Source organism: Clostridium senegalense JC122 (assembly GCF_000285575.1).
Lineage (GTDB): Bacteria > Bacillota > Clostridia > Clostridiales > Clostridiaceae > Clostridium_J > Clostridium_J senegalense.
Window position 1 is genome coordinate 108,994 of sequence record NZ_HE611052.1, and the last position, 13,870, is coordinate 122,863.

Annotated in this window: 11 protein-coding genes, 1 pseudogene and 1 riboswitch; of the genes and pseudogenes, 5 read left to right on the forward strand and 7 right to left on the reverse strand. The window is 27.9% G+C overall.

The window, feature by feature from the left end; translation table 11 throughout:
* Positions 1-15 precede the first annotated feature (15 nt).
* The gene (locus tag CSGHG_RS22015) at positions 16-381 is read right to left on the reverse strand and encodes a hypothetical protein (RefSeq protein WP_010295667.1); all 366 of its coding nucleotides are present in this window, start codon (positions 379-381) and stop codon (positions 16-18) included.
* Between the two features lie 203 nt (positions 382-584).
* Entirely contained in the window at positions 585-1,058 is a 474-nt protein-coding gene (locus tag CSGHG_RS12175) for a hypothetical protein (RefSeq protein ID WP_010295668.1), read from the reverse strand.
* Between the two features lie 288 nt (positions 1,059-1,346).
* On the opposite strand from CSGHG_RS12175, the gene CSGHG_RS12180 reads away from it, so the two are divergent.
* The gene (locus CSGHG_RS12180; RefSeq protein WP_010295669.1) at positions 1,347-3,434 is read left to right on the forward strand and encodes a methyl-accepting chemotaxis protein; all 2,088 of its coding nucleotides are present in this window, start codon (positions 1,347-1,349) and stop codon (positions 3,432-3,434) included.
* Positions 3,435-3,512: 78 nt separating this feature from the next.
* Here the strand turns inward: CSGHG_RS12180 and CSGHG_RS12185 are convergent, their stop codons facing one another.
* On the reverse strand, positions 3,513-5,528 hold the full coding sequence (locus CSGHG_RS12185; RefSeq protein WP_010295670.1) for a sodium-translocating pyrophosphatase: 2,016 nt from the start codon (positions 5,526-5,528) through the stop codon (positions 3,513-3,515).
* Positions 5,529-5,796: 268 nt separating this feature from the next.
* Positions 5,797-5,998, forward strand: a riboswitch (cobalamin riboswitch).
* Positions 5,999-6,236: 238 nt separating this feature from the next.
* Here CSGHG_RS12185 and CSGHG_RS12190 point away from each other — a divergent pair.
* Genes CSGHG_RS12190 through CSGHG_RS12200 form a run of 3 tightly spaced genes read left to right on the forward strand, consistent with a single transcriptional unit; the run spans position 6,237 to position 9,094 of the window.
* Positions 6,237-7,244, forward strand: a complete 1,008-nt coding sequence (locus CSGHG_RS12190) for an ABC transporter substrate-binding protein (protein WP_010295671.1) — start codon at positions 6,237-6,239, stop codon at positions 7,242-7,244.
* A 16-nt stretch (positions 7,245-7,260) separates the two neighbouring features.
* Entirely contained in the window at positions 7,261-8,307 is a 1,047-nt protein-coding gene (locus CSGHG_RS12195; protein ID WP_010295673.1) for a FecCD family ABC transporter permease, read from the forward strand.
* Position 8,308: 1 nt separating this feature from the next.
* Positions 8,309-9,094 (forward strand): ABC transporter ATP-binding protein, encoded by a 786-nt coding sequence (locus CSGHG_RS12200; protein WP_010295676.1) that lies wholly within the window; start codon positions 8,309-8,311, stop codon positions 9,092-9,094.
* 41 nt (positions 9,095-9,135) lie between these two features.
* On the opposite strand, the gene CSGHG_RS12205 is transcribed toward CSGHG_RS12200, so the two are convergent.
* Together CSGHG_RS12205 and CSGHG_RS12210 are read right to left on the reverse strand one after the other, a co-directional pair.
* Positions 9,136-9,423 (reverse strand): DUF4491 family protein, encoded by a 288-nt coding sequence (locus CSGHG_RS12205; RefSeq protein ID WP_010295679.1) that lies wholly within the window; start codon positions 9,421-9,423, stop codon positions 9,136-9,138.
* Positions 9,424-9,526: 103 nt separating this feature from the next.
* Positions 9,527-9,817, reverse strand: a complete 291-nt coding sequence (locus tag CSGHG_RS12210; RefSeq protein WP_010295680.1) for a hypothetical protein — start codon at positions 9,815-9,817, stop codon at positions 9,527-9,529.
* A 306-nt stretch (positions 9,818-10,123) separates the two neighbouring features.
* Here CSGHG_RS12210 and CSGHG_RS12215 point away from each other — a divergent pair, with 306 nt between their 5' ends.
* Positions 10,124-10,858: a hypothetical protein gene (locus CSGHG_RS12215; RefSeq protein ID WP_010295682.1), complete on the forward strand. Its 735-nt coding sequence runs from the start codon at positions 10,124-10,126 to the stop codon at positions 10,856-10,858.
* Between the two features lie 127 nt (positions 10,859-10,985).
* Here CSGHG_RS12215 and CSGHG_RS12220 read toward each other — a convergent pair whose 3' ends face one another.
* Together CSGHG_RS12220 and CSGHG_RS20710 are read right to left on the reverse strand one after the other, a co-directional pair.
* The gene (locus CSGHG_RS12220; protein ID WP_010295687.1) at positions 10,986-13,436 is read right to left on the reverse strand and encodes a M6 family metalloprotease domain-containing protein; all 2,451 of its coding nucleotides are present in this window, start codon (positions 13,434-13,436) and stop codon (positions 10,986-10,988) included.
* A 159-nt stretch (positions 13,437-13,595) separates the two neighbouring features.
* Positions 13,596-13,870 (reverse strand): annotated as a pseudogene (locus CSGHG_RS20710) (leucine-rich repeat domain-containing protein); the annotation flags it as partial.

Below are 13,870 nucleotides of genomic sequence, written 5' to 3' on the forward strand. Positions count from 1 at the left end.
GTGAATTTAATTCTTCTAATATTTTTTACAAAATATAGTTACATCGCTTATATTATTTTTATTAGTAAAATTTAAAGTATTAAATATATTGGTCAATCTATTAGAATATATTTTTATATTTCTTTCTGCCTCTTTCAAACTTTCATTTTCTTTTATGATATCTTTTTCATCTAAATTATAAAACTCTTTAATAAAACTCTTTTCTGTTTTAATTAATATAGGGTTTTCCATATAAACTTCTCTTAATTTTCTAGCTATTTCCTCTGTTATTTTAGTTCCCTTTTTAACTAAAACCATATCATCAACTATTATATCTTCTTTAGTAAAACCATCTAATTTAATTTTATTTTTGTTATCTTGCAAATCCGCAATATTACTCATATTATCCCCCCATATCTATATTAACTTTATAGCATATTAAAGATATTTATACAATTATTTATATATATCAAATTCCAACAAAATATGAACATAATTATAATACTTATTTTTCATGAAAGTTATTATTATAGAATATAAAAAAACTGTATCAAAGCAAAAATACAACTTGCTTTTGATACAGTTTCTATTACTTAATTTACAAACTACATCCCAACGGACATCTTAAATAATTCATTTTCCTTATCTTCAATATATTTGCATAAATCTTTAAAATCTTGAAGCCAATGAATTTTTGAAAGCTCTCTTAAATCTATAACCACTCCTGTTGACTTATGTCTTATAAATTCCATATTATATATTGGCGTAACTATAAAGCCTCTTTTACAATCATATATGCAAGATTCAAATTTTTCCCAATTGTTTTCAAAATATTTCGTCTTAGCAAAACATAATCTATATAAATGAAAAACCATTCCTAATGTAGATGATTTTTTTGCAAACTTATGACTAAAGCATTCCTGTACAGGATATTTTTCTTGCACTCTCTCCCAATATAATTTTTTATTGGTACTCAACCCGTACTTATCTATTACTTTACACTTTTCTTCCCCTAATTCCTCTCTCATAATTTTTTCTCTTTCAGTGTCGTCTAATGTCCTTAATAAATCATTGTTCAAAGCGAAAACCTCCTAAAAGAAATTAAGAATATCTTTTCTTATCTTAATATTAATAATATTCTAACAATTTTTCCAATAGAAAGTATCTATAGTTATATATAAAACTATTCGATTATTAAATATATAAATCATTATCAACAAAATTTTCATTTTTAAATACATTTATATCATTTTTTGTATTATTATATAATTATTTGACTTTTTATAGTATTATAAACTTATATTACATAATTTAAACTCTTATTTTAACTTAATTATAATTAAACTTTAATATTGGAGGAGAACGTTATGAAATCTTTTTTTCCTAAAGTTTTTAGGTATAAAAATAACGGTGATTTAAAAAAGAAAAGCATAAAAAATCAAATACTTTTATTACTTTTACCATTAACTATCGGTGCTATGATTGTTATGGTAGGTATATCTTATACTACAGCTCAAAAAATTTTATTTTCTGAAATTGATGAAAAAATGTCTTATCAAACTAATTCTACAATAGAATTTATTAGCAAACTTTTAGATAGACATGGCCAAATTGCAAGAACATTAGCAAGTTCTGCTAAATCATTTAATGGAGATATAAATGAAAACAATTCCCAAAATCTAGTTAAATCATTTATAGAAACTAATAATGAAACTTTTGGTTCAGGTCTATTTTATGAACCGTACTTAATAGATAAAAATACTAAATTTTTATCACATTATGGTTATAAGAAAGATGGACAAATTCTTTACACAAATGTATATTCCAAAGATGACTATACAAAAGACTACTGGTATAAACTAGGTGCTAGTTCTAAAGGGGATTTAATGTGGTGTGAGCCATATTTAGATGAATATACTAATGTTACTATGTTAACATCAGTATGTCCTATTTTACAAAACAATAAACTTTTAGGAGTTGCAACTGCTGACATTGACCTATCTACTATTCAAAAGACTATATCAGAAATTAAAGTAGGAAAGTTAGGAAGAGCATTCTTATTAACATCAAATGGTACTTATATAGCAGATAAAGATTCATCAAAGGTCTTAAAAATGAATATTAAAGAAGATTCTAACGACAGCCTTAAGACAATTAGTAATAACATATTATCTTCTGAATCTGGTAAATCTTCATTTAAAGATGATAATGGAACAAATATAACATTTTTCTCCACTATTCCTGAAACCAATTGGAAACTTGTTATGTGTATACCAGAATCAGAACTTTTAAATCCACTAAGAGTTTTAGCCTTTAAAATTTTTGTAGCTATGCTTTTTGTTATTATTTTAGTAACTATATGTATAACTAAATTAGCCAATAATCTAAAAGTAAGAATATCTAAGGTCAATTCTTTAGCCGAAGCTATTGCAAATGGTGATTTAACTTATAGAATAGATGTAACATATAATGATGAATTAGGAGATATGTCAAATCATCTTAATAAAATGGGTGATAACTTAAAAACTGTAATCGAAAAAGTATCTATTGGCCTTGAACAAGTTGTTTCTACTTCTGAAGAACTAACTGCTAGTGCTAATGAAACTAAAGAAGCAGCTAATCAAATTTCTATATCTATTCAAGATGTTGCTAATGGTGCTGAAATGCAATCTACATCTTTTATTGAAGCTTCTAAAGAAGGTGAAAAACTTCACCATAGAGTTTCTGATATATCTTCATCTATTTCTTCTGTAAGTGCTGCTTCTAACCTTGCCTATGATAAAGCATTAAGTGGTAATAATGTAGTTACTTCAACCATAACTCATATGAAAGACATTAATACAAAAGTATCTTCTTCAGCTCAAATTGTTAATTCTCTTAATGAAAAGTCAATTGAAATTGGTAATATATTATCTTTAATTTCTAACATAGCATCCCAAACTAATCTTTTGGCTTTAAATGCCGCTATTGAAGCTGCGAGAGCTGGAGAAAAAGGAAAGGGCTTTGCTGTAGTTGCTGATGAAATACGAAAACTTGCTGAACAATCTTCAGATGCAGCTAAAAATATTTCTGTTATAATAAATGAAGTTCAAAATGAAATACAAAATGCTTCATTATCAATGAATGACGGGTGCAAATTTGTAGATGAGGGTATGACTATGGTTTTTGAAGCCGGAAACTCATTTGAAAACATTCTACAGGAAGTTAAATCTATTTCTGAGAGCGTAAATGATTTATCTTTTGCTATGGATAAAGTTTTATCAAGTAGTACTATTATGGTACAATCTGTTATTAATTCTTCAGAAATTTCTACTACAACTTCTGCTAATACTCAGAATGTAGCTGCTTCTAGTGAAGAACAAACTGCTCTTATGAATGAAGTTTCTAATGCTTCAGAAAATCTATCTCAAATGGCATGTGAACTTCAATTAGAAATTTCTAAATTTGTACTTTAAATAAAAAAATTATATTAACACAAAAGACAGGTTTAATTTATTATCAAAACCTGTCTCTTATTTTAATCAAAATTAATATTATTTTAAAAGTATTCCACCATAATTACTTATAACTACTGCAAATACTACTGAAACTATTGTCATAAGTTTTATTAAAATATTCATAGATGGTCCAGAAGTATCTTTAAATGGATCTCCAACTGTATCCCCTACAACTGCTGCTTTATGCGAATCACTTCCTTTTCCGCCATAAGCTCCACCTTCAATATATTTTTTAGCATTATCCCATGCACCACCAGCATTAGACATAAACATTGCAACCATAACACCAGTTCCTAGAGCTCCTGCAATTGTCCCAGCAAGTGCTTCCGCTCCTAACAAGAATCCAACTGCTAGTGGTATAGCTATTGCTAAAATACCTGGTAGTAACATTTCCTTTAATGCTGCATCTGTTGAAATTTCAACACATTTTGCATAATCTGGCTTTTCAGTTCCTTCCATTATTCCTTTTTTCTCTTTAAATTGACGTCTAACTTCTTCAACCATTTTAGTTGCAGACTTTCCTACTGCCTCCATGGTTAATGCAGCAAATAAAAATGGTACCATACATCCTACTAAAAGTCCTGTAAGTGTCAATGGATTTAATAAATTTATACTTTCTAAATTAACAGCCTGAGCATAAGATGCAAACAAAGCTAATGCTGTTAGTGCTGCCGAACCAATAGCAAAACCTTTACCAATTGCTGCAGTAGTATTTCCAACTGAATCTAATTTATCAGTAATCTCTCTAACTTCCTTTGGCATATCAGCCATTTGTGCAATTCCACCAGCATTATCTGCAATTGGACCATATGCATCTACAGAAATGACCATACCTGATGTTGCAAGCATTCCTACTGCAGCTAACGCAATTCCATATAAACCTAAACTTGCATCTTTTGAACCACCTATTAAGAAATATGATAGTAATACTCCTAATGCAATTATCAAAATAGGTACAACTGTAGATTTCATTCCAATAGCAAGACCTGAAATTATATTTGTAGCTGCTCCTGTTTGAGACTCCTGTGCAATAATTTTTACTGGTTTATAATTATCTGATGTGTAATACTCTGTAATTTTACCTATGAAAACCCCAACTAATATTCCCACTAAAACAGATATAAATGGTTTTATAGTATTTAAAATAGTTTTGCTTAAAATCAACGAAAATATTATCATAAGTACTACAGATACATATAGTCCTAAATTCAATGTTTTCTGTGGATCTTTTCCTTTAGAATATCTAACTATAAATATAGCAATTATTGACGCTATTATACCAGCAACAGACACATATATTGGAAACATAACAGCATTTTTTCCTAGTGATACACTTGCTGCGACTCCAAGAGTTAATGCAGATATTAAAGAACCAACATAGGATTCAAAAAGATCTGCTCCCATTCCTGCTATATCCCCTACATTATCCCCTACATTATCAGCTATAACAGCAGGATTTCTTGGGTCATCTTCCGGGATTCCAACTTCTACCTTTCCAACAAGGTCAGCACCTACATCTGCAGCTTTAGTATATATTCCTCCACCTACACGTGCAAAAAGAGCTATAGATGATGCACCTAATCCAAAACCTGTAATATATTCTATTTCTAAGTTGAAAATTAAAGATAACATTGCAATACCTAAAACTCCAAGTCCTACAACAGAAAGTCCCATAACTGTTCCCCCAGAAAAAGCTATGGATAAAGCATCTTCTTTTCCTTTAGTAGCAGCTTGTGCAGTTCGTACATTAGCTTTTACTCCTACCTTCATACCTGCATATCCAGCAGCAATTGAAAATATTGCACCTAATACAAAACTTATAGATGTTTTTATATGAAGAAATACTGCAATAGCAATGGCTACCACTAATATAAATATCCCCAAATATCTATATTCCTTCTTCAAAAATGCCATTGCACCTTCACTTATATGGCCTGCAATCTCCTCCATTTTTTTATTTCCCACTTCTTTTTTTGAAATTTCTTTTGATATAAACATTGCAAAAAGTAAAGTTAACACTGATACTATTATTGCAAAAAATAAAAAAGACATAAAATACCCCCTTTAAGTATCATTTTTCCGTAAAACTATTACTAATAGATTTCATAGTAACTATTACTATTTTCTATAAGTATATATTCTTCTTTTTAAAGTTTTCCCCTTTAACATTTATATAAACTTTTTGTAAACTTTTACACTAAATGTAATGACATTTTATAACATATTTTTCAAGATTAAGTTTAAATTTTCTGAATATTATCTTTTTCTATTTATTATGTTATAATCGTGTGGAGCTAATTGCTAAATTATTTTTAAAATTGAATATTTTTAACTTTTTGGTTTAAATGTGATTAATTTCAATTTATTAAAAGGGAAAAGAGTTTAAATCTCTTACGGTCCAGCCACTGTAATGAAGAGCAAATTTTTATTATACCACTGCAAATTATAAATTTAAGTTTGTGGGAAGGTGAACATTTGTGATGAATCTAAGTCAGGAGACCTGCCAATAAGTTCTAAAGTTGCTTACTAGGATAGGTTAATTTTAATTAAATTTAATACATTACATCATTAGTTGTATGTTTTAAAGTTATTTATTACAGTATCTTATTCTAGGATACTGTTTTTTGTTATAGATTTATTATAATTATTAAATTAAATAATAAAATAAATTTAAAATATTTTTATTATTCTAATTATTATGTTTATAAATATTAAAATATTTATATATATTAATAAAAAGATTATTTAGGGGGATTTTTTATGAGAAAACAAAAAATTTATTCATTAATTCTAGCAGTATCATTAACTGCATCAATTCTTTCAGGCTGTGGTGATACAAATAAAACTTCAAAAGAAGTTTCTTCAAATTCTGCTTCTGAGCAAAAAAATTATAAAGAAGTTACTGTAAACAATGATTTACCTTCTGGTAAAGAAGATGAAACTTTTTCTACTGCACCTAAAAAAGCTGTTACACTAAGTGGCTTTACAACAGAAATGCTACTTGCATTAGGGCTTGAAGATTCTATAGCAGGATATTCATTTCAAGACAACGAAGTGCTACCTGAATATAAAGACGCACACTCCAAACTTAACAAATTATCTGATTTAATGCCATCTAAAGAAACATTATTAGGTGTTGAACCTGATTTCATAACTGGATGGATGTCTACTTTTACTGAAAATAATTTTAATAATAAATTTTGCAAAGAAAATAATGTAAAAATTTATGTTCCAAAATGTGAAAGTCCTAATGCAACAATGGAAACTGTTTATGAAGACTTTACTAACCTTGGGAAAATATTTAATGTAGAAAAAAACTCAGAAGATGTTATATCTAAAATGAAAAAGGATATTGAAACTATTTCTTCTAAAATATCAAAAGATACAAAGCCAGTTAAAGCCTTTGTATATGATTCTGGTACAGATACTCCTTTTACTGCATGTAATGGTCTACCTACAGATTTAATAAGACTTGCTGGTGGTGAAAATATATTTAAAGATGGAGAAAAACCTTGGGCTAAAGTAACTTGGGAAGAAGTTGTTAAACGAAACCCTGAGCAAATAATAGTAATGCAATATAATGCAGCTGATGATGTTGAAGAAAAAATAAACTTTTTAAAAAATCATGATGCATTAAAAGATGTAGATGCTATAAAAAACAATAAAATATTTGTATTAGAGCTTTCAGAAGTAGTTGCTGGTGTTAGAAATCCTGGTGCTATAAAAGCTATGGCGGAAAATTTCCATCCTGAAATATTCAAAAAATAAATTGGAGCGTTTTAAAATGAAAAAATTAAAAACAAACATATATATTATCTACATAGCATTAATATTATTTTTAGTATTTTCTATAATAGTTGCTATTAATGTTGGTACAGTAGATGTGAGTAGTTCTGAACTTTTCAAAATTATAATTAATAAAACATCTGGAAATGATGTCTTTGATAAAACATGGTCCAGTTCTGTAGAAAATATAATTTGGCAGTTAAGATTACCTCGAACTCTTCTTGCTGGAATTGTTGGTGCCGGTCTTGCTCTTTCTGGAGTATTAATGCAGGCTTTAACAAAAAATGTTCTTGCTGATCCATATATACTTGGTATTTCATCCGGTGCATCTACCGGTGCAGTTATAAGTATATTACTTGGAAGTAGTTTAGCTATACCTTTTATGTCTATCCATATAGGTGCATTTATAGGTGCGTTATTCTCTTCAATATTAGTATTTGTACTTTCAAGTAAAAAAGGTAAATTTTCATCTTCAAGTTTAGTTCTAACAGGGGTTGCTGTAGCATCAGTATTCTCTGCAATAACAAATTTTATTATATTTAAAGCAGAAGATGTAAGAAAATTATATTCAGTTATGTTTTGGATGACTGGGTCTCTTGCTGGATCTAAATGGGATGATGTTCCTTTAGCATTTTTAGTGCTTATAATTTCATCTGTTATATCTTTAGTTATTCATAAAACTCTTGATGCAATGCTTCTAGGTGAAGATGCTGCTATAACTTTAGGTGTTAATATTAAACTTTTTAAAAAAATAATAATTGTAACAAGTACATTACTTACTGGAATCATGGTTTCTTTAAGTGGAATTATAGGCTTTGTTGGTCTTATTATTCCTCATATTTGCAGAACAATTGCAGGTTCTGTACATAAAAAGCTTATTCCTTTAACAGTTCTTTTAGGTTCACTATTTTTAATATGGTCTGACATATTGGGTAGAATGATAGGTTCAACTGAAGAACTTCCTATAGGCGTTGTTACCGCAATCATCGGTGCTCCATTCTTCCTATGGTTATTAAGAAAAAGTAAGTATTCTTTTGGAGGTTAAAATGACTAAGCTACATGTTAAGAATTTAAATTATAAACACATATTAAAAGATATAAATCTTGAAATATCGAAGGGAGATTTTGTAGGAATCATAGGTCCAAATGGTAGTGGAAAATCAACTTTACTTAAAAATATATATAGAGTTTTTACTCCAGATAGTGGTGAGGTTTTACTTAATAATAAAAACATAAAAAAATTATCTCATAAAGATATCGCAAAAGATATGTCAGTAGTGGCACAAGAAAATAGACCAGAATTTGACTTTAATGTGCTTGACATGGTGCTTATCGGAAGATTTTCACATAAAGGCTTATTTGAAGATAATACAAAATCAGATATTTCTTTTGCAGAAAACTGTCTTGAAAAAGTTGGAATGCTTAAATTTAAAGATAGAAGTTTTTCAAATCTATCTGGTGGTGAAAAGCAAAGAGTTTTAATTGCCAGAGCTCTTGCACAACAAAGTGATTTCATGATTCTAGATGAACCAACCAACCATTTAGATATTGGATACCAGCTGCAAATAATGGATATTATAAAAGCTCAAAATCTAACAGTATTTTCAGCAATACATGATTTAAATATAGCATGCTACTATTGTGATAAAATTTTTGTTATGAAAAATGGTGTTATATTAGATTTTGGAACTCCTGAAGACGTATTAAATGAAAAAATAGTCAAAGAACTTTTTGGAATTAATTGTAGTATTGAAAAAAGTTCTGCTACTAATAAATTAAATATAACCTATATTCCTAATTCTTTCAAAAATGAAGAATTAAAAGTTATTTAGTAAAAGCCTGTGATAATTAAAATCACAGGCTTTTTATACAATTAATACTTCCTTTTAGGATTTTTAGGAAACCAACCTTTTTTTACTCTCTCTTCTTGTTCAATTATTTCATGAATACTCCAAAGACATGAAAAACCTGTTACCCCTAATATAGATGCAATAATATTGTTTTTAACTATTAAAGATATTCCTATAAAAATTAATCCTAATATAAAAAACATTGGCCATATATTCTTACCAAAATAATATTCCCCCTTAATGACTATTGGATGAAATACTCCAATGATAAAAAAAGCCATTAATCCAATCATAATACCTTGCAAGTTCAAAATCATACCACCTCATAAATTTTTAATACATACTTTTTAATTTTTAGTATGCTTTATAAGTAAATTTAACAAAACATTCTTTTAAAATACTTACATTTATTAATTATACTCCCAAAACAAGTGTTCCTATAATCCAATATATTGCCCACCAAAACAATAATATTGCATTAATTATTATTAGAAAAACTGCTAACTTAGTTTTATGTCTTATGAATCCTATTATTGAAAATATTCCTCCAATAAATGCAAAAATACTTGGACCAATAAGAATTAAAATTCCTTCCAACACCGTTGCATGAGTTGGTATAAGTTGAATAAATTCATTTACTAAAACTAAGAAAGATAATACTAAAATACTTAAAGACCACTTAGTAAATATACTTTCATACTTCATCTCAATCTCCCTTATTGTACTTTAAATAAATTATTTCTAAATAATAATATAATTATATCATATTTACTTTTACAAAATACAACTCTGATTCTATTTAATTATATTTGTATTTCTAGAAAATATTATTAATATATTTTAAATTTATAGTTTATTTTTAATTTAAAGTAAATTACATAAAAAACTCTATTTTTTATTATTTTTTTCATATATACTGCGCCTATTTTATTTCATGTTTTTTACTTATATGTTATAATCTTTTACAAATGTTGTTTTATTTACAATTTTAAACATGGGGGTTTTTATATTATGAACACAATTAATTTAAATTTTGACTGTAAAGTATTAGACGAAAATAATCCAGATTTAGTTTTTGGTGCAGCTGAATGTCTTGCTGAAACTTTTGCTGGAGTAAAGATAGGCAAATTTACTATCTGTGAGCCTATGGCTAAAATATGTAAATTATCTAAAGAAGATATGATGGAATTTACTACAAATTATATAAAAGACATTGTAAATGATGGTTTATGTGTGGTAGCAGTAGATACTGATACTAATAAGGTTATTGGAGCTATGGCTTGCGAAAATTATACTCCTAATAGAAAAGCTTCTTTTGAAGTAAAAAATGAATCAATAAACAATATATTTGGTTTTCTTGAAGAATTAGATAAACAATTTTTTACAATTGTAGAAAAGAGATTTGGAAGAAAAATAAGAAAAAATGAATATGTTCGTGGTTCTATGCTAGGGGTTAGAACAGAATTTAATAAAAAATATGTTGCACAAAATATGCTTTCACTTGTAATGGACCAATGCGCGGAAAAAGGATTTAAAGCATTTTTTGTTGAAGCAACAAACTTTAAATCTCAAAAATTTAATAATCTTTACGGTTTTTATACTGCTAAAGATTTACAAGGTAAACCTATATCTAAAAAATATTGTGACCATCAAATATTCCATCAAATTCCTGAAGATGTTGCTTTAGAATGTTTACTTATGATAAAACCTGTTGAAAATGCTGTTGTCCAAGCATTATGCGTATAGATTATACTAATTATTTTCTATTCTAAGCATACATAAATAATATGACCCCTAAAAATACATAAAGGGGTCATATTATTTTAAATTATCAATTTTTATAATTAAATTATCAGCTCATAAATGTTTTTATCTAATAGACTATTGACCAAAGTGCTAAAGTTGTTTCTGGTTCCCAACTAACTATAGCTCTATGAGCTTGGCGACACTTATATTTATTTCCTCTGTAAGTAACTAAATCACCTACTTTATATGTTGTTCCTGGCCTCCATTCACTAACTTTTTCAGTATCTGTACCTCCAGTTTGTTTTTTAACTATTAGTGTTCCTTCTTTAAGAGTTGTTTTTTGACCATCTTCTTCTGTCGCGATTATTTTGTATGAGTAATTATAATCAGCCCAAGCTGAACAATACAATTTAAGCTTAAATGCCCCTTGTGATAAATCATATCCTACATATTTGCTTTGATTATCATTTAAAACACTACGCTCAGCATCTATATATTTTCCACCATTCACATATAATTCTATGTTAGTTATCTTTTTACCGCTTACGCATTCACCTGTTATCTCCATGTCACCAGTTATTGTTTTAGTATCATCAAAATTAACTACATATTTAAGCGGTAACTTTTCTATTTCATCTTCTGAAGTCTTTTCAAGTCCAGTATTAGTGATTTTATAAGTTATACTGCTGCTTTTTTCTAATTGTAATTTGTTTTCTGTATTTGTTATTAGTAGTCTATTATCCGGTTCTCTATGCTTAACTGTAATGTAATTACCTATTTGAATAGGAATATTTTCAACTAAGGCTTCATTTACTTTATTTCCAGTAAAATCTTTTGTATAAATGGTATTTCCTTCACTGTCCCTAATTAAAAGTGATGCATAACTATCTTCAAAATAGTAATGTGGCATGATTCCTTTGATATCAAATTTTGCATTTTTATTAGCTAAGTCTAAACCTAATTCTCCAAAAACGTTATCTGCATAACCTTTAAAAGTAAAATTAAATTTTTCACCTAAATAAGCAGTTTCTTTGTTATCTCCATCGCCAGTTTCTCCATTTATAACAACATTAAAGCTAGCAGTATCTCCTGATACATTTACATTTTGTAAACTTATTCCACTATCCATTCCATTAGATAAGAATAATTCATTGGAATTAATATTTGTCTTGGTATAACCTAAAGCTGCTTTAGATAAATCCCCAACTGCATTTAAAGTTCCATATGGTCTATATAAATATACTTCATCATTTCCACTTGCGTTACCTCTTCCTTGGAAAGCTGTGTTTATTCTATATACTAATAAACCTTCTCCTGGTAAACTCGATTCATATAATCTTTCTTTTTTTCTATATTCTACTACAAAATATTCTTTATTTGAATTTGGTGATTTGATAATATAGCTGTTATTATTTGAGTTGCCTATTTTAGATACTGAATATTTTCCTGGTTTATTTATTTCTTGTATATTATCTATCCACTTACCATAATACATTTTCATGTATGTTCCCATTGATTGAGGAATAGATTTAGTTTGGTCCATTACATCCCATGGTCCAACAGCAACTTTACCATCATAATTATAATGATAAAGATCTGGTGCTCCTAATGTATGAAACATTTCATGACTTAAAACACCAATACCATTATCTCCAATAAAATCTTCTAATTGAAAATTGTAAGTATCTATTCTTTTACCATTTATTCTTGCATCTTGATAAAACATATTCCATTTATGAGGCCATAAAAGTGATGACCATCCAGTTGTTGCACCCTTTATAATAAAACAAACATTATCCACCTTACCATCATTATCTGAATCCACATTTAAATCTTGTGGAATTTGATTTTTAACAGCATCAACTGCATTTTTAAGTAATGTTTGTTCCCTTATTCCTCTTTCATTGTCTGGAACATTTGCATAATAACTTCTTGGATGACTATCAGTATAACTTAAAACTTGATCACCCTGAGGTTTTGGATAAAAAGTTGTATTAATATCTAATTTATTATAAGACGCTTCCTTATAATAATTATTTAAAGATGCTTGACCTTGAGAGTTAAATTGTCTATCATATGTGGAAAAATTTCTTGTTATTTCATATTGGTCACTAAATTTTATGAAAATAACTATATTATTAAGCTTTCCAATATTTTTTGTGCTTTTAGTTGAAACATTTGCATTAAGCATCTCTCTTTGTTTTTCAATTTCATCTTTTGGATATTCTACATCATTTATATTAATTCTGCTATCATTTTCAATATTTTGTAAACTTTCAGTTTTTTCTTTAGTTACCCGTTCTCTTGATGGTAATATTTCATCCTTTACATATTTTCCATAAACATAATATCCTGTCTTTTCATCTTTAAGTATTGCTCTTCCCTTTGCATCATGCAAATAGTTATAAAACTCATCTCCTGATGCATAACACTGAATAACTTGTCCATCCGGTTGTGTTAAATTCACCTCTGCATCCTTCATTGGTGCAGCATTAACCGGTGAATGGCTTGTCCCTAAAACGCTAGCCATTGCAACTAAAGTTGCTAATCCTAGCTTAGATAAAAACCCTTTTTTCATTTTAATCCCCCTCTTTTAGTTCATCACATTTATAACCATACTAAACCTCTCATTTTTTAACGTGGTATAAATATGAATACTTATTTATTAAAATATTATAACTAATCATTTGTAGTTGACTTGTTATAATAACTTAAACTAATGATATTAAAATCTTTCTTATATCGAAAAATCTGGATCAACTAAATTTTGATATATATTTTCTAGTAAGCTATAGCTTGATATATTATTTTTATCCAATCTTAGAAACTTTAGTTTTTTTAAGTCACTTATAGCTGATATATCACATATTTTGTTACTATCTAATCCTAAACTAATTATTCTACTTTTACTTGAAAGTATAGAGATGTCATTTAATTTATTATTGCTAGCCCAAAGCCCTGTGATTTCATTCATATTCTCAATTCCTTCTAAAGAAGATATATCATTATTAC